This window comes from Rathayibacter rubneri, from assembly GCF_023743255.1.
GTDB lineage: Bacteria > Actinomycetota > Actinomycetes > Actinomycetales > Microbacteriaceae > Rathayibacter > Rathayibacter rubneri.
Map to the genome: position 1 here is coordinate 1 of NZ_JAMRYM010000036.1, position 15,519 is coordinate 15,519.

The following is a 15,519-nucleotide window of genomic DNA, read 5'->3' on the forward strand; positions in this document are numbered from 1 at the left end:
CTCCGGGCACGACGCCTCGGGAGCGGGCGCGGCGGGGGAGGGCACGATCGGCGAGGCGGTGGGCGCCTCCGGGATCGGCGTCGCACTCGCCGTCGCGCTCGGCACCGCCGTCGGCGACGCGCTCACCGGCGTGGGGAGCGGCGTCCGGGAGGAGGCGATGTCGGCGCGCCCCGCGCAGCCGGCGAGCAGGAGCAGGGTGGCGGCGACGGCGAGCACCGCGGAGCTCGACCCGCCCGGGGAGGTCGTCATGCGCCGAGTCTGCCACCGACCGCGGCGATCAGCTCCCCGAATCCGCCAGTCGGCGCGAGGCGGTGCTCATGTGCGACTCCATCGCCCGTGCGGCCGCGGCCGGATCGCGCGCCTCGAGCGCCTCGAGCACGGCGCGGTGCTCGGCGAAGGCGTCGCGCGCCTGCTGCGGGTCGCTGAGCGCGCGTTCGACCCAGAGCCGCAGCAGGGAGCGGATGGTCTGCAGCAGATCGCGGAGCACCACGTTGCCGCAGCTGACCGCGATCTGCAGGTGGAAGCGCACGTCGGCCTCGACGAAGGCCGCGAGGTCGTCCAGGTGCGACTCCATCGCCTCCAGGTGGGCGCGCAGCTTCGCCAGATCGGCGTCCTCGATGCGGAGCGCCGCGAGCATCGCGGCCTGGATCTCGAGCCCGCTCCTGACCTCGATCAGCTCGGCCGTGCGGCCGGCCGAGAGCATCAGCCCCCAGCTCAGCGTCGTCGGCAGGAGCTCCGACGTGCTGTCGCGGAGGTAGGTGCCGGAGCCCGGGCGCACCGTGACGATGCCGAGGATCTCGAGTGCCGCGAGGGCCTCGCGCACGGCCGAGCGGCCCACTCCGAGGCTCTCGGCGAGCTGGCGCTCGGGCGGCAGGCGCGAGCCGGGCGCCAGGTCGCCTGTGGTGAGGAGGGAGGTCAGCTGCTTCGCCACCTCGGCGACCGCGGTGCCGCGGGGGAGCACCTGGAGCTCCAGGCGCACGAGGGACGGGTCGTCTTCGGGATACGCCGGCATGCGATGACCGTAGCAACGGCTCAGGCGGGGCAGGAGACGCCACGCGACAGCCGAACCGGTTGACACCCGCGACGGAACGGAGCATCATCGAATTGGTCAACCGGTCAGCCAATTCGGCCCGGTGTCCCAACACAGTCGTTGACAAGGATCTGGAGATCGACGTGGACCTTCCCTCTCAGACCACCGCCGGTGGTCCGGCCGCGGCCGACGCTGCCGTCGAGAAGAGCGCGATCAGGAAGATCTCGGTGCGCCTCGTGCCGTTCGTCGCCCTGATGTTCTTCATCAACTACCTCGACCGCACGGCGATCGGCTTCGCCGCCCCCAACGGCATGGAGGCCGATCTCGCCCTCTCGGCGGCCCAGTTCGGCTTCGCCTCCGGGGTCTTCTTCATCGGGTACATCCTCCTCGAGGTGCCCAGCAACCTGGCCCTGCACCGCTTCGGTGCGCGCCGCTGGCTCGCCCGCATCATGGTGAGCTGGGGCGTCGTGGCGCTGCTGTTCACCTGGGTGCAGAACTTCGAGCAGCTCGTGGTGCTCCGCTTCCTGCTCGGAGTGGCGGAGGCCGGCTTCTTCCCCGGCGCGATCCTGTTCCTCAGCCTCTGGGTGCCGGCGAAGCACCGGTCGAAGATCCTCGCGCTCTTCTACCTGGCGCAGCCGCTCACCACGGTCATCGGCGCTCCGCTCGCTGGTCTCCTGATCGAGCAGGACGGCATCTTCGGCCTCGAGGGCTGGCGCTTCATGTTCCTCGGCGTCTCGCTCCCCGCGATCGTCGTCGGACTCATCGCCTGGTTCTACCTCAAGGACAAGCCTTCGGACGCGAAGTGGCTGACGCGCGAGGAGCAGGTCTGGCTCACGACGGCGCTGCAGCGCGAGGAGGACGTCAAGACCAAGGGCGTCACGACCCACCCGAAGATGTCCTCCGCCTTCAGGAGCGGCCGCGTCTGGATGCTGAGCTTCGTGTACTTCGGCTTCATCTACGGCCTCTACGCGCTGGCGTTCTTCCTCCCCACGATCATCGAGGGCTTCCAGGAGCAGTACGGCACCACGTTCGGCATCTTCGAGAAGGGCCTGATCACCGCGATCCCCTACGTGCCCGCGGCGATCGCGCTGTACCTCTGGTCGCGCGACGCGACGCGTCGAGGAGTGCGCACCTGGCACATCGTCATCCCGGCGATCGCCGGCGGACTCAGCATCCCGCTCGCGCTGTTCGCCGGCTCGCCGGCCGCGACGATCGCCGTGATCACGGTGACCGCGATGGCGATCTTCTCGGCCCTGCCCAACTTCTGGACGTTCCCGACCCGCTTCCTCACGGGAGCGGCCGCCGCGGCCGGCATCGCCCTGATCAACACGGTCGGCAACCTCGCCGGCTTCTCGGCGCCGTACATCACGGGAGCCCTGAGCGACGCGACCGGCGGCTACGAGATCCCGATGTTCGTCGTCGGCTTCTTCCTGCTGCTCTCGGCCGTGCTGATGGCACTGCTCGCGCGGCGCTACAAGGACGCTCCGCTGGACGCTCCGAGCGTCGACGTGATCGCCCACTGACGCCCGCCGCCCCTGCCGCCACCACGAGAAGGACCCCGAGATGACCCGGCTCTACAACGATCCCTCCGACTTCACCGACGAGATGATCGACGGATTCGCCGCCGCGAACCGCCGCTTCGTGCGGCGCGTGCCCGGAGGAGTGGTGCGCTCGACGGAGGTCGCCGCCGGAACGGTCGCGCTCGTGGTCGGCGGCGGCTCCGGCCACTACCCGGCCTTCGGAGGGCTGGTCGGCCAGGGCCTCGCGCACGGCGCGGCGATGGGGAACCTCTTCGCCTCTCCGTCCGCGCAGCAGGTCCACTCGGTCGCCTCGGCGGCCGAGCACGGGGGCGGCGTGCTGCTGAGCTACGGCAACTACGCGGGAGACGTGCTGAACTTCGACGCGGCGCAACGGCGCCTGCGCGACGAGGGGATCGACGTCCGCACCGTCACCGTCACCGACGACATCTCGAGCGCCGACGTCTCCGAGAAGCACAAGCGCCGCGGCATCGCGGGCGATCTGACGGTGTTCAAGGTCGCCGGAGCCGCCGCGGAGGAGGGCGCGACGCTGGACGACGTCGAGCGCCTCGCGATCCTCGCCAACGAGCGCACGCGCTCCTTCGGCGTCGCGTTCTCGGGCTGCTCGCTGCCCGGGGCGTCGGAGCCGCTGTTCACCGTTCCCGAGGGCCGGATGGCCGTCGGCATGGGCATCCACGGCGAGCCCGGCATCCGCGAGGACGACGTGCCCTCGGCCGACGGACTCGCCGAGCTGCTCGTCGAGTCGCTCCTCGCCGAGCGGCCGGACGACGTCGCCGAGCTCGAGGGGGCGCGCCTCGTCGTGATCCTCAACGGCCTGGGCTCGGTGAAGTACGAGGAGCTGTTCGTCGTCTACTCGGGCGTGGAGCGCCGTCTGCGCGAGCGCGGCGTCGAGATCGTCGAGCCGGAGGTCGGCGAGCTGGTGACCAGCTTCGACATGGCCGGCGTCTCGCTCACCTTCTTCTGGGTCGACGAGGAGCTCGAGCGGCTCTGGTCGGCCCCCGTCGAGACGCCCGCCTACCGCAAGGGCGCCGTCCGCGCCGCCGCTCAGGTGGCCGAGCAAGCGGTCGTCGCGAGCTCCCGCGCCGAGATCGGAGCCTCCAGCGAGCAGTCGCGCGCGGCGGCCGGCACCGTGCTCGCGGCCCTCGAGGCGACGCAGCGCGTGATCGACGAGAACGCCGACGAGCTCGGCCGGATCGACGCGGTCGCCGGTGACGGCGACCACGGGATCGGGATGCAGCGCGGTGTGCACGCGGCCGTCACCGCGGCCCGGGCCGCGCACGCAGCGGGCGCGGGCGCCGGCACCGTGCTCGACACCGCCGGCGACGCCTGGTCGGACCGCGCGGGCGGCACCTCCGGAGCGCTCTGGGGGGCGGCGCTGGGCGCGGTGGGCACGGCTCTCGGCGACGAGGGCCGGCCCGACGCGGCCGCGGTGCTGACCGGAGTCGACGGCGCCCGGACCGCGATCCTCGCCTTCGGCGCGAGCGTCGGGGACAAGACGATGGTCGACTCCCTCGTGCCGTTCGCCGACGTGCTCGGCGAGCGGATCGGCGCGGGGGACTCCCTCGCCGACGCCTGGACCCGTGCGGCCGAGGCCTGCACCGACGCCGCTGCCGCCACCGCGCAGCTGCTGCCCCGGATGGGCCGCGCCCGCCCGCACGCCGAGAAGAGCCTCGGCACCCCCGACGCGGGTGCCCACTCGCTCGCCCTGATCGTCACCGCCGTCGGCGCCGTGCTCCGCGAGAGCGCCGCCACCCCGTCCAGCACCGACGCGTAACGTCGCACACCGTCACCCGCCAGCAAGGAGAGAGCACCATGAGCGCACCGTTCCGCATCGTCGTCGGGTCCGACGACGCCGGTTTCACCTACAAGGAGATCATCAAGGCCGATCTCGAGAAGGACGCGCGCGTCGCGACCCTCGTCGACGTGGGGGTCGACGCCGACTCCCACACGCCGTACCCCAGCGTCGCCATCGCCGCCGCCGAGATGATCGCCCGCGGCGAGGCCGATCGCGCCGTGCTGATCTGCGGCACGGGACTGGGCGTCGCCATCGCGGCGAACAAGGTGGCGGGGGTCCGCGCCGTCACCGCGCACGACTCCTTCTCGGTGGAGCGCTCGATCCTCTCGAACGACGCGCAGGTGCTCTGCATGGGCCAGCGCGTCGTCGGCATCGAGCTCGCCCGCCGCCTCGCGAAGGAGTGGCTCGGCTACGAGTTCGACACCTCCTCCGCCTCGGCCGAGAAGGTGCAGATCATCGAGGCGTACGAGGAGGGCCGCGCCGACGAGGCTCCGGTCTCGTCCTCGGCCGCGTCGTGCTGACCCCGGACGCCGCGCCCGCCTTCACCGTGGGCGTGAGCCTGAAGATGTACTTCGGTCACGAGCGCACCCTGGAGTGGGGCCGCCGCGTCGCCGAGATCGCGCGGACGCACGAGGCGGTGACGTCGGGCGTCGTCGAGCTGTTCGTCGTGCCGACGTTCCCCGCGCTCGTGCCGGTCGGCGCGGTCGTCGACGGCGCGGGAGTCGCCCTCGGCGCCCAGGACCTGTTCTGGGAGGACGCGGGCGCGTTCACCGGCGAGGTGAGCGGCTCCGAGCTCCGCGAGATCGGCTGCCGCCTGGTCGAGATCGGCCACGCCGAGCGCCGAGCGCTCTTCGGCGACGACGACGAGCGGATCCGCCTGAAGGTCGCCGCCGCCTTCCGCAACGACCTCGTGCCCCTGCTCTGCGTCGGCGAGACCGAGCGGGGCAGTGTCGACGACGCGGTCGCGCTCGTGCTCGCCCAGATCGCGTCGGCGCTCGAAGCGGCCGACGCCGCCGGCTCGACCGGCCCCGTGCTCGCGGCCTACGAGCCGGTCTGGGCCATCGGCGCGCCCGAGCCCGCCGAGCCGGCCTTCATCGCCGGAGTCGTCACCGCGCTCGAGGAGGCGCTCACCGCGCTTCCCGGACGAGCCGGCAGCCGCGTGATCTACGGCGGCAGCGCCGGACCCGGCCTGCTGACCGCGCTCGAGGGCCGGGTCCCCGGACTCTTCCTCGGCCGCTTCGCGCACGACCCCGAGGCCGTGCGGACGATCCTCGACGAGGCCCTCGCGCTCGCGGAGGCCCGCCCGTGACGATCGGACTCAGCAGCTATGCCTTCTTCTGGCGCTCCTCCGACCGGGTGCCGGAGCCGATGAGCGTCGAGGACATGGTGCGCGAGACCGCCGCGCTCGGCGTGAGCCTCCTGCAGCTGTGCGACGTGCCGGGCCTCGAGGAGTTCCCGCCCGAGCGGCTCGCCGCGCTGCGGGAGCTCGCGGCGGGCAGCGGCGTCGCCCTCGAGCTCGGCACGCGTGGGACCGATCCCCAGCACCTGCGCCGCTGGCTCGGGATCGCCCGAGCGCTGGACGTCGTGCTGCTGCGCAGCATGTGGACGTCGGGGGAGGACCGCCCGGGCCGCGAGGAGACGCTGCGCCGACTCCGGAGCATCGCACCCGAGCTCGAGGCGGCGGGCGTGGTCCTGGCGCTCGAGACGTACGAGCAGGTGAGCACCGCCGACCTCGTCGACGTCGTCGCGACGCTCGATCATCCGCGGATCCGGATCTGCCTCGACCCCGCCAACACCGTCGCGAACCTCGAGCTGCCGGCCGACGTGGTCGCGCGCTGCGCGCAGTACGTCGCCAACTGGCACGTCAAGGACTTCGACTTCAGCCGCAACCCGGGCTGGGTCGGCTTCGTCTACACCGGCACCGCCCTCGGCGACGGCCGCCTCGACTACGACGGCTTCCGCGCGCTGCTGGATCCGGACGCGCGCGGCATCACCCAGATCATCGAGTTCTGGCTCCCCTGGCAGGACACCGTCCCCGCCGCGGAGCAGGCGCTCGTCACCACCCGGCTCGAAGCCGAGTGGACTCGCACCACCCTCGACCAGCTCAGGAGAAGGAACCCATGACCGACACCACCGCCAGCACCGCCCCGGGCACCGCCGCCCCCGCCCTCACCGTCGCCGTCATCGGCGCCGGCGGCAAGATGGGCATGCGGGTCTCGAACAACCTGCAGAAGTCCGACTACAACGCCCTCTACAGCGAGGCCTCGCCCGCCGGCCAGGAGCGCACCCGCGAGGCGGGGCGCGAGATCACGGCCACTCCGGAGGCGGTCGCCGACGCCGACGTCGTGATCCTCGCCGTCCCGGACGTCGTGCTCGGCGCGGTGTCGGAGGACGTGATCCCGCAGATGAAGTCGGGCGCGATCATCCTGACCCTCGACCCGGCCGCGGCCTACGCGGGTCTGCTCGCGAAGCGCGAGGACATCCACTACGCCGTGGCGCACCCGTGCCACCCGTCGGTGTTCCTCGAGCGCACCACCCCGGAGGAGTGGGCCGACACGTTCGGCGGCATCGCCGCTCCGCAGGAGGTCGTCGCGGCCCTCGAGGACGCGGACGACGACGTGCGGGTGATCGCCGAGAAGGTCATCTCGACCATCTACGCGCCCGTCATCGCGGTGCACTGGGTCACCGTGAAGCAGCTCGCGGTGCTCGAGCCCACGCTCGTCGAGACCATCGCCTGCATGGTGGGCGAGTTCCTCAAGGAGGCGCTGGACGAGACCGTCAACGGCGTCGGCGTGCCCTACGAGGCGGCGCGCGCCATGCTCTACGGCCACACCTGGATCGCGCTGACCAACGGCCTGCGCGGCTCCAACCCGTTCTCGGAGGCCTGCCACATCGCCATGGGCTACGGCCGCGAGGCGCTCATCAAGGACGACTGGAAGAAGATCTTCGACGACTCCGAGCTCGACTCGGTCATCGCCAAGATGCTGAAGATCGACGCCGTCAAGCGCTGACGACCGACCGGGGGAACCCCGGACCGTCGAGGGGACCCGCACCTGCAGGCTCCCTCGAGCGTCCGGGGTTCCTCCGTGCTCAGACGCGGACGACCATCTTGCCGGTGTTGCCGCCGCGCATCATCGAGAGGAGCGCCTCGACGGTGTTCTCGATGCCGTCGACGATCGTCTCGTCGTAGGCGATGCGGCCCTCCTCGAACCAGCCGGACATGAGCCGGTCGAACTCGGGCGCCCGGTCGAGGTGGCCCGAGAGCGTGAAGCCGCGGAGGGTGAGGCCGCGGGTGATGATGTTCGCCATGTTGTCGGGGCCGGCCGGCTTCTCGGTGCTGTTGTAGCCGGCGATCGCTCCGCACAGGGCGGCGCGACCGCCGTCGGTGAAGGCGTCCAGCGCGGCCTCGAGGTGGTCGCCGCCGACGTTGTCGAAGTAGACGTCGATGCCGTCCGGAGCGGCCTGCGCCAGCTGCTCGCGCACGGGTGCCGCGTGGTAGTCGAAGGCGGCGTCGTAGCCGTACTTGCCGGTGAGCAGCGCGACCTTCTCGGCCGAGCCCGCGGAGCCGATGACGCGGCCCGCTCCCAGCAGGCGCGCGATCTGGCCGGCGGCCGAGCCGACCGCTCCCGCGGCGCCCGAGACGAAGACGGTGTCGCCCTCCTTCATCCCGGCGATCGTCGTCAGACCGACGAACGCGGTGAGACCCGTCATGCCGAGGATCCCGAGGCGGAGCGACAGAGGCGCCCCCGGCAGCTCGGGGACGACGCGGAAGGCCGAGGAGGGGGCCTGCACCACGTCGCGCCAGCCGAGCTGGTGCAGCACGGCAGCGCCGACCGGGAACTCCGGATCGTCCGAGACGGTCACGCGTCCGATCGCGCCCCCGGTCATGGTCTCGCCGAGGGCGTAGGGCGGGGTGTAGCTCTTGACGTCGTTCATCCGACCGCGCATGTAGGGGTCGACCGAGACGAAGGCGTTCTCGACGCGGATCTCTCCCGCGGCGGGCGCGTTGTAGGTCACCCGGACGGTGCGGAAGTCGTCGGCGACCGGCCAGCCCTCGGGGCGGCGGACGAGCTGGATCTGGGTGCTGGTGGCGGTGGTCATGGAGCCTTCCGGAGAGGGGGTGGAGCGGAGCCGGTGCGGACGCGGAGCAGCGTCAGGCGGCGAGGCCGATCGCGAGCGCGAGGATCGCGAGCAGGCCGGGCGCCATCTGGGTGAGGGCCGCGCGGCGCTTGGCGGGGGAGGAGAGCAGGAGGACGAGCGCCGCGGCGACCATCGAACCGGTGCCGGCGAACACGAGGGCGGCGCCGACGGCAGTCGCTCCGGTCGCCATGCCCAGGACGCCGACGATCGTCACGATCGCGAGGAACAGATTGTAGAAGCCCTGGTTGAAGGCGAGCTCCTTCGTGGCCCGAGCCTCGTCCTCCGTGATGCCGAAGGTCGCGCGGGCCCGGGGAGTCGTCCAGAGGAGAGACTCCAGCACGAAGATGTAGACGTGCAGCGCAGCGGCGAGGGCCGCGAGCACGAGTCCGGTGACGATCACGGCGGGACCTCCTGATTGTGTAACGTTCGATCCACTATAGGCCCGGATGCGGCATGATGGAACGAACGGTACAGAAGGAGGCCCCGATGGGACGCCCGCAGACGTTCGAGACCGCCGAGGTGGTCCGGTCGGCGCGCGCCGTGTTCTGGGAGCGCGGTTTCGAGGAGGCGTCCGTACCGGAGCTGGAGGCGGCGACCGGAGTGCGCCGCTCGAGCCTCTACCACGCGTTCGGCAGCAAGCGCGGGCTGTTCGACGCGGCCGTGCAGAGCTACCTCGACGAGGTGGTGCGTCCCCGGCTCGCGCCGCTCACGCGCGACGACGTGGCTCCGGACGCCCTCGAGGTCTACTTCGGGGGTCTGCGCTCCGCCCTCTCGGACGCCGCGAGCCTCTCCTCCCGCAGCGGCTGCCTGCTGCTGAACGCCGCGGGCGCGCCGATCGCGCGCGACGAGGCCGTGCGAGAGGTGATCGCCGACTACCGGGCGGAGCTGCTGCGCGCGATGCGCGCGGGTGCGGCGGCGCGCTGGCTCGGGGCGGAGCCGTCGTGGCTGCGGCAGCAGGCCGGTCTGCTGGTGTCGCTGCTGGTCGCCGCGCTGGTGCTGGCGCGGGTCGATCCGGAGCAGTCGGTCGCGACCGTGGACGGCGCCCTCGCGCTCGTGCGGGACGCGCAGGTGTGAACGACGGAAGCCCCCGGTCATGCCGCCTCGGCAGGCGGGTGGGCGGGGGCTTCCGGTGTGCGCGGGAGCGTCAGTCGGTGCCGGCGTCGAACGCCGCGCCCTCCGAGGCCAGGTCGGTCGCGCGTCCGAGTGCGTCGGCGGCTGCGGAGCCGCCGCCCTCGGTGATCGCCTCGCCCTCGCCGATCTCGAGGTGCCCGACGAGCTCGGCGGTCGGGCCGCCCACGAGGCCGGCGGCCGCGTACTGCTCGAGACGCGAGCGGGAGTCCGCGATGTCGAGGTTGCGCATCGTGAGCTGGCCGATGCGGTCCTCGGGGCCGAACGCGGCGTCGCCGACGCGCTCCATCGAGAGCTTGTCGGGGTGGTAGCTCAGTGCGGGGCCCGCGGTGTCGAGGATCGTGTAGTCGTCGCCGCGGCGCAGGCGCACGGTCACCTCGCCGGTGACGGCGGAGCCGACCCAGCGCTGGATCGACTCGCGCAGCATGAGCGACTGCGGGTCGAGCCAGCGTCCCTCGTACATGAGGCGGCCGAGGCGGCGGCCCTCGGAGTGGTACTGGGCGATCGTGTCCTCGTTGTGGATCGCGTTGAGCAGGCGCTCGTAGGCGAGGTGCAGGAGGGCCATGCCGGGGGCCTCGTAGATGCCGCGGCTCTTGGCCTCGATGATGCGGTTCTCGATCTGGTCCGAGCTGCCCAGGCCGTGGCGGCCGCCGATGGCGTTCGCCTCGAGCACGAGCGCGACCGGGTCCGAGAACTCGGTGCCGTTGATCGCGACGGGGCGGCCGGCCTCGAAGCGCACGGTGACGACCTCGGAGGCGATCTCGACGTCCTCGCGCCACGACGCGACGCCCATGATCGGCTCGACGAGCTCGATGCCGCTCGAGAGCTCCTCGAGGCGCTTGGCCTCGTGGGTGGCGCCCCAGATGTTGGCGTCGGTCGAGTAGGCCTTCTCGGTGGCGTCGCGGTACGGGAAGCCGCGGGCGACGAGCCACTCCGACATCTCGGTGCGGCCGCCGAGCTCGTTGACGAACTGCACGTCGAGCCACGGCTTGTAGATGCGCAGGCGCGGGTTGGCGAGCAGCCCGTAGCGGTAGAACCGCTCGATGTCGTTGCCCTTGTAGGTGGAGCCGTCGCCCCAGATGTCGACGCCGTCCTCGCGCATCGCGCGGACCAGCAGCGTGCCGGTGACGGCGCGGCCCAGCGGCGTGGTGTTGAAGTAGGTCTTGCCGCCCGAGCGGATGTGGAACGCGCCGCACTGGAGGGCGACGAGGCCCTCTTCGACGAGTGCGCTCTTGGCGTCGACGAGGCGCGAGATCTCGGCGCCGTACTGCGCGGCGCGCGACGGGACGCTGTCGATGTCGGGCTCGTCGTACTGGCCGATGTCGGCGGTGTAGGTGCAGGGCACCGCACCCTTCTCGCGCATCCAGGCGACCGCGACGGATGTGTCGAGGCCTCCCGAGAATGCGATTCCGACACGCTCGCCCACGGGCAGACTGCTCAACACTTTCGACATGGCTCCGATTTTAGGAGGCTCGCGCACCCCTCTCGCGCCGCCGGTGGCATACTGAGCCGCATGGCTCACCATGGCGAGGTGCTCGACACGGCGTTCCGCGCCCTCGCGGACCCGACGCGACGCGCTGTCGTGAGCCGCCTGCGCCGCGGTCCGGCGACCGTCGGCGAGCTCGCGGAGCCGTTCCCGATGGCGCTCACGTCGTTCCTCAAGCATCTGCGCGTGCTCGAGCAGGGCGGCTGGATCCGCACCGCGAAGCGAGGCCGGGTGCGCACCTGCCGTCTCGATCCGGCGGCCTTCGCCGTGGTGGAGGACTGGCTCGCCGAGCAGCGCTCCGAGTGGGAGCGGCGCACCGACCGGCTCGAGCGGGTGGCCGCCGAGCACGCCGACCCCGAGCGCCGCCGTCCGGCGACGCCGCGACCGTCCGACGAGAGGACAGCACCATGACCGGCTTCGACCCGCGGCTCGATCTCGAGATCTCCCGCGTGCTCCGCGCGCCGCGCTCCTCCGTCTGGGCGGCGTGGACCACTCCGGAGCTCTTCGCCCGGTGGTGGATCCCGGCGCCGGCGCGGTGCCGGGTCGACGCGATGGACGTGCGCCCGGGAGGCGCGCTCGAGACGTCGATGAGCAACGGCGACGGCTTCGTGCCGCACCTCTCCGGCTGCTACCTCGCCGTCGATCCTGAGGAGCGGCTGGTCTTCACGACCGCGCTGGTCGTCGGCTGGCGCCCGGCGGCCGCGCCGTTCATCACGGCAGTCGTCACCCTCGAGGACCACTCCGACGGCACGCTCTACCGGGCCCACGTGATGCACAAGGACGCCGCGACCCGCGACGAGCACGAGCGACTCGGGTTCGCCGACGGCTGGGGGACGGTCGCGGCCCAGCTCGCGGCGGTCGTCGAGGGCTAGTCCCGCGCGCCCAGCCCGACCGCCGGCAGCAGGATCCCGTCGATCAGCGACAGCAGGAATCCGCGATCGACGGGGATGCGCAGCAGCAGCACGCGGTAGGCGACCATCGCGGGCGTGACGAGCGCGAGGGTCTCGAGGTCGATGTCGGCCGCGATCTCGCCGCGCTCGATCGCCCGGCGCATCAGGATGCGGTTCGCCTCGGCCCGCGGCTCGATGATCGCGGCACGGACGGCGTCCGAGAGCTCGGGCGACTTCGAGATCATCGCGACGACGCCGGCCATGATCCGGAGCTTGCGCTCGGCGTCCTCGATGGTGTGCGGGCGGATGAGGGCGACGAGGTCGCCGCGCAGGGTGCCGGTGTCCGGGAGCCGGTCGGGGGCGAGATCGGCGCCCTTGAGGCAGGCGAGGGCGTCGACCACGAGCTCGGCCTTGGAGTCCCAGCGGCGGTAGAGGGTCGCTTTCCCTGCGCGGGCGCGCGCGGCGACCATGTCGATGGTCATGCCGTCGTAGCCGGTCTCCGCGAGGACGTCGAGGGCGGCGCTCAGGATCTCGCCGTCGCGGCTCGGGTCGCGGCGGCGACCGGGTCGGGCCGGCGTCTCGGAGTCGAGGACGGGGGGAGGGGGCGGCGTCATCGCAGCGTCTCCTGTCTGGTGCGGGCGGCCGTCCGTGCGGGCGGCTCGTCGCTCCAGGGTAGGTCAGGAATCCCGGAGTTGCGGAACCGGGAAGTTTCGAGACTTCTCAGTATCGGAACCGGTCGGTCTCGTATAGGTTCTCCCTCATGACGCAGACCTCCTCCCTGCCGGCCGTGCCCGCCCCCGCGGCCCCGGCCCCCTCGAACCGCCGCTGGTGGACCCTCGTGGCCGTCGGCCTCGCCCAGCTGATGGTGGTCCTCGACTCCACGGTCGTGAACATCGCCCTCCCGGCCGCCCAGGCCGACCTCGGCTTCTCGGACGGCGACCGCCAGTGGGTCGTCACCGCCTACTCCCTCGCCTTCGGCAGCCTCCTCCTGCTCGGCGGCCGCCTCTCCGACCTCCTCGGCCGCAAGCGCACCTTCGTCATCGGCCTGATCGGCTTCGCGATCGCCTCGGCCCTGGGCGGCGCCGCCGGCAGTTTCGAGCTGCTGATCGCGGCCCGCGCGCTGCAGGGCGTCTTCGGCGCGCTGCTGGCCCCCACCGCACTGGCGGTGCTCACCACGACGTTCACCGTGCCGAAGGAGCGGGCGCGCGCGTTCGGCGTCTTCGGGGCGATCGCCGGAGCGGGCGGCGCCGTCGGCCTCCTCCTCGGCGGCGTGCTGACCGAGAGCTTCGACTGGCGCTGGAACCTCTACATCAACGTCGTGATCGCGGTCGTCGCCGTGATCGGCGCCGTCGTCTTCGTGCCGCCGATCGAGCGGACCGGCCCTCGCCCGAGGCTCGACGTGCCGGGCACCCTGCTCGTCTCGGCCGCGCTCTTCGGACTCGTGTTCGGCTTCGCCAACGCCGAGGCCGACGGGTGGGACTCGCCGATGACGTGGGCCCCGCTGGCGGCCGCCGTGCTGCTGCTCGTCGGCTTCGTGCTGCGCCAGCGCTCCACCGAGCACCCCCTGCTGCCGCTGCACATCGTCCTCGACCGCGACCGCGGCGCCGCCTACCTCTCGGTGCTGATCGCCGGAGCGGGCATGTTCGGCATCTTCCTCTTCGTCACCTACTACCTGCAGGTCTCGCTCGGCTACTCGCCGATCCGCACGGGGCTCTCGTTCCTGCCCATGATCGGCATGCTCGTGCTCGCCGCGCAGCTCTCGACCAACCTGCTCCTGCCGCGCTTCGGCCCGAAGATCACGGTGCCGTCCGGCATGCTGCTCGGCGTCGTCGGGATGCTGCTGCTCACGCGCCTCGACCTCGACAGCGGCTACGCGGCCGACGTCCTGCCGGCCCTGATGGTGCTCGGCGCCGCGATGGGCTCGATCATGCCCGGAGCGATGCAGACGGCGACCCGCGGAGTGGATCCGCGCTTCGCCGGTGTCGCGTCGGCGATGGTCAACACGAGCCAGCAGGTCGGCGGATCGATCGGCACCGCGCTGCTGAACACGCTCGCGGCGACCGCGGTCACCGACTACCTCGCGGCGAACGCCCCGGTCACCTCGACCGTCGCAGCCCAGGCCGCGGTCCAGAGCTACGCGGTGGCGTACGGATGGGGTGCGGGCTTCTTCGCGCTCGGCGCCGTGCTCTCGGTGCTGCTGTTCCGCCGCCGCTCGGCCGCCGCCCGGCTGCCGTCCTCCGCGGAGCCGGTGCTCGCGCACTGACCCCGCGTGCTCCGCTCGCCCCCCGCCGCGGCCTCGGCTCCGCAGCGGGGGGCGCCGCCGTGTCTCCGTGTTGCGGTCCGGGTCGCCCGACGGCGGGCGCCTCCCTAGCCTCGGGAGCATGCCGGAGACCCTCGACATCGTCCACCTGCGCACGCTCGTGGCGATCGCCGACTGCGGTGGATTCGGCCGCGCGGCCATCGCCCTGCACATCAGCCAGCCCACCGTCTCGCAGCACGTCCGCACCCTCGAGCGCCGCCTCGAGCGGACCTTCATCGAGAAGGCGGGCCGGAAGGCGCGGTTCACCCCGGCCGGCGAGCGCCTGCTCGTGCAGGCCCGCCGCATCCTCGCCGTGCACGACGACGCTCTCGAGGCGCTCGACGCCGCCGCCGAGAACCCGCTCGCCCTCGGGCTCACCGAACCGGCGGCCGAGCAGCTGCTGCCGAGCCTGCTCACCACCCTGCGGCGCGCCTTCGACGACCGCCCGCTGACCTTCTCCCTCGACCGCTCGACGCAGCTCGCCGAGGCCGTGGCGCGCGGAGTGGTCGACCTCGCGGTGATCCTCGGCGTGGGCGGCGACCTGCCCGGACGCCAGGTCGCGACCCTCCCGCTCGACTGGTACGCGGCGCCCGGCTGGCAGGCGCCCGAGGGCGTCCCGCTGCCGCTCGTGGCCTACTCCGAGCCGTGCGGCATGCGCCAGCGGGCGCTGCAGCAGCTCGGCGCGTTCGGGCACGAGGTGCACGTCGTCGCCGAGGCGGCGGCGCTCGAGGGGGTCATCGCGGCGGCGCGCGCCGGCATCGGAGTGGCCGTCCTGCCCACCGCGCACGCGGGCGCCGTCGCGGAGGGGCTCGAGGTGCGCCGCGACCTGCCGGCGCTCGGCTCGGTGAACCTCCGCCTCGTCTCGCGTCGGGGACTCGCTCCGGACGTCGAGGAGACGGCGCTCGCCGCGCTCGCGGAGGTGTTCGGAGCGACCCGCTCGCGGCTCTCGCCCGTACCGCACGGTCTGCGCGCGTGACGCCCCTCGAGACGAATGAGTCGGGAGGTTACCAACGATCGGGAGCGCCGATCGGAACGCATCCGGAATCATCGTTGGACGCTCCGCGACCCGGAGCCGTAGCGTCGTGGACATGACCTCCTCCCGTGCCCTCGCCCCGGCCGCGCCCCTCGGCGCCGGCCGCGCGACGCGCCGCGGAGTCGACGGATCGACCTCCGCGCGAATGCGCCAGGACGGGAACACCTTCGCGCCGGTGCG

At 72.6% G+C, this 15,519-nt stretch carries 16 protein-coding genes and 1 pseudogene; 11 read left to right on the forward strand and 6 right to left on the reverse strand.

The features are described 5' to 3' along the window. Positions 1-249: pseudogene (locus tag NB037_RS09870) on the reverse strand (hypothetical protein); the annotation flags it as partial. Between the two features lie 28 nt (positions 250-277). Beyond that, entirely contained in the window at positions 278-1,012 is a 735-nt protein-coding gene (locus NB037_RS09875) for a FadR/GntR family transcriptional regulator (RefSeq protein WP_251945486.1), read from the reverse strand. Positions 1,013-1,173: 161 nt separating this feature from the next. Here NB037_RS09875 and NB037_RS09880 point away from each other — a divergent pair, with 161 nt between their 5' ends. From NB037_RS09880 to NB037_RS09905, 6 genes are read left to right on the forward strand one after another with little or no spacing between them, the layout of a single operon-like run. Further along, positions 1,174-2,553 (forward strand): MFS transporter, encoded by a 1,380-nt coding sequence (locus NB037_RS09880; protein ID WP_207406241.1) that lies wholly within the window; start codon positions 1,174-1,176, stop codon positions 2,551-2,553. A gap of 40 nt (positions 2,554-2,593) precedes the next feature. Beyond that, entirely contained in the window at positions 2,594-4,342 is a 1,749-nt protein-coding gene (locus tag NB037_RS09885; RefSeq protein WP_251945487.1) for a dihydroxyacetone kinase family protein, read from the forward strand. Positions 4,343-4,380: 38 nt separating this feature from the next. Beyond that, positions 4,381-4,884 carry a ribose-5-phosphate isomerase gene (locus NB037_RS09890; RefSeq protein ID WP_251945488.1) on the forward strand — a complete coding sequence of 168 codons (504 nt, stop codon included), beginning with the start codon at positions 4,381-4,383 and terminating at the stop codon, positions 4,882-4,884. Beyond that, positions 4,878-5,672 (forward strand): triose-phosphate isomerase family protein, encoded by a 795-nt coding sequence (locus NB037_RS09895; RefSeq protein ID WP_251945489.1) that lies wholly within the window; start codon positions 4,878-4,880, stop codon positions 5,670-5,672. Before NB037_RS09890 ends, NB037_RS09895 begins: the two co-directional genes overlap by 7 nt. After that, the gene (locus NB037_RS09900) at positions 5,669-6,487 is read left to right on the forward strand and encodes a sugar phosphate isomerase/epimerase family protein (RefSeq protein ID WP_251945490.1); all 819 of its coding nucleotides are present in this window, start codon (positions 5,669-5,671) and stop codon (positions 6,485-6,487) included. Before NB037_RS09895 ends, NB037_RS09900 begins: the two co-directional genes overlap by 4 nt. Beyond that, on the forward strand, positions 6,484-7,374 hold the full coding sequence (locus NB037_RS09905) for a phosphogluconate dehydrogenase C-terminal domain-containing protein (RefSeq protein ID WP_251945491.1): 891 nt from the start codon (positions 6,484-6,486) through the stop codon (positions 7,372-7,374). The genes NB037_RS09900 and NB037_RS09905 overlap by 4 nt, the downstream gene beginning before the upstream one ends. 79 nt (positions 7,375-7,453) lie before the next feature. Here NB037_RS09905 and NB037_RS09910 read toward each other — a convergent pair whose 3' ends face one another. Both NB037_RS09910 and NB037_RS09915 read right to left on the reverse strand, forming a co-directional pair. Beyond that, positions 7,454-8,464, reverse strand: coding sequence for an NADP-dependent oxidoreductase (locus NB037_RS09910; RefSeq protein WP_251945492.1), 1,011 nt, complete (start codon positions 8,462-8,464; stop codon positions 7,454-7,456). Between the two features lie 52 nt (positions 8,465-8,516). Continuing rightward, complete coding sequence (locus NB037_RS09915; RefSeq protein WP_251945493.1) at positions 8,517-8,903, reverse strand: DUF1304 domain-containing protein; 387 nt, start codon at positions 8,901-8,903, stop codon at positions 8,517-8,519. A gap of 86 nt (positions 8,904-8,989) precedes the next feature. On the opposite strand from NB037_RS09915, the gene NB037_RS09920 reads away from it, so the two are divergent. Then, a complete protein-coding gene (locus tag NB037_RS09920; protein WP_251945494.1) occupies positions 8,990-9,577 on the forward strand; it encodes a TetR/AcrR family transcriptional regulator in 588 nt (195 codons plus the stop codon). Between the two features lie 70 nt (positions 9,578-9,647). Here the strand turns inward: NB037_RS09920 and argG are convergent, their stop codons facing one another. Beyond that, entirely contained in the window at positions 9,648-11,084 is a 1,437-nt protein-coding gene (argG, locus tag NB037_RS09925; protein WP_077224451.1) for an argininosuccinate synthase, read from the reverse strand. Positions 11,085-11,144: 60 nt separating this feature from the next. Between argG and NB037_RS09930 the strand changes: the two genes are divergently transcribed. Together NB037_RS09930 and NB037_RS09935 are read left to right on the forward strand one after the other, a co-directional pair. After that, positions 11,145-11,528 (forward strand): ArsR/SmtB family transcription factor, encoded by a 384-nt coding sequence (locus tag NB037_RS09930; protein ID WP_251945495.1) that lies wholly within the window; start codon positions 11,145-11,147, stop codon positions 11,526-11,528. Beyond that, on the forward strand, positions 11,525-11,989 hold the full coding sequence (locus tag NB037_RS09935; protein WP_251945496.1) for an SRPBCC family protein: 465 nt from the start codon (positions 11,525-11,527) through the stop codon (positions 11,987-11,989). The genes NB037_RS09930 and NB037_RS09935 overlap by 4 nt, the downstream gene beginning before the upstream one ends. Here NB037_RS09935 and NB037_RS09940 read toward each other — a convergent pair. Next, positions 11,986-12,621, reverse strand: a complete 636-nt coding sequence (locus NB037_RS09940; protein ID WP_251945497.1) for a TetR/AcrR family transcriptional regulator — start codon at positions 12,619-12,621, stop codon at positions 11,986-11,988. The two genes, NB037_RS09935 and NB037_RS09940, sit on opposite strands and share 4 nt — an antisense overlap. Before the next feature lie 146 nt (positions 12,622-12,767). Here NB037_RS09940 and NB037_RS09945 point away from each other — a divergent pair, with 146 nt between their 5' ends. Together NB037_RS09945 and NB037_RS09950 are read left to right on the forward strand one after the other, a co-directional pair. Next, positions 12,768-14,270, forward strand: a complete 1,503-nt coding sequence (locus NB037_RS09945) for an MFS transporter (RefSeq protein ID WP_251945498.1) — start codon at positions 12,768-12,770, stop codon at positions 14,268-14,270. A gap of 118 nt (positions 14,271-14,388) precedes the next feature. Then, entirely contained in the window at positions 14,389-15,282 is an 894-nt protein-coding gene (locus NB037_RS09950; RefSeq protein ID WP_251945499.1) for a LysR family transcriptional regulator, read from the forward strand. The last annotated feature ends 237 nt before the right edge of the window (positions 15,283-15,519 follow it).

Bases quoted from the DNA above. Each gene is read 5' to 3' on its own strand.
- NB037_RS09875 (WP_251945486.1), bottom strand. From the start codon at position 1,012: ATGCCGGCGTATCCCGAAGACGACCCGTCCCTCGTGCGCCTGGAGCTC.
- NB037_RS09885 (WP_251945487.1), top strand. From the start codon at position 2,594: ATGACCCGGCTCTACAACGATCCCTCCGACTTCACCGACGAGATGATC.
- NB037_RS09890 (WP_251945488.1), top strand. From the start codon at position 4,381: ATGAGCGCACCGTTCCGCATCGTCGTCGGGTCCGACGACGCCGGTTTC.
- NB037_RS09905 (WP_251945491.1), top strand. From the start codon at position 6,484: ATGACCGACACCACCGCCAGCACCGCCCCGGGCACCGCCGCCCCCGCC.
- NB037_RS09910 (WP_251945492.1), bottom strand. From the start codon at position 8,464: ATGACCACCGCCACCAGCACCCAGATCCAGCTCGTCCGCCGCCCCGAG.
- NB037_RS09920 (WP_251945494.1), top strand. From the start codon at position 8,990: ATGGGACGCCCGCAGACGTTCGAGACCGCCGAGGTGGTCCGGTCGGCG.
- argG (WP_077224451.1), bottom strand. From the start codon at position 11,084: ATGTCGAAAGTGTTGAGCAGTCTGCCCGTGGGCGAGCGTGTCGGAATC.
- NB037_RS09930 (WP_251945495.1), top strand. From the start codon at position 11,145: ATGGCTCACCATGGCGAGGTGCTCGACACGGCGTTCCGCGCCCTCGCG.
- NB037_RS09935 (WP_251945496.1), top strand. From the start codon at position 11,525: ATGACCGGCTTCGACCCGCGGCTCGATCTCGAGATCTCCCGCGTGCTC.
- NB037_RS09940 (WP_251945497.1), bottom strand. From the start codon at position 12,621: ATGACGCCGCCCCCTCCCCCCGTCCTCGACTCCGAGACGCCGGCCCGA.
- NB037_RS09945 (WP_251945498.1), top strand. From the start codon at position 12,768: ATGACGCAGACCTCCTCCCTGCCGGCCGTGCCCGCCCCCGCGGCCCCG.
- NB037_RS09950 (WP_251945499.1), top strand. From the start codon at position 14,389: ATGCCGGAGACCCTCGACATCGTCCACCTGCGCACGCTCGTGGCGATC.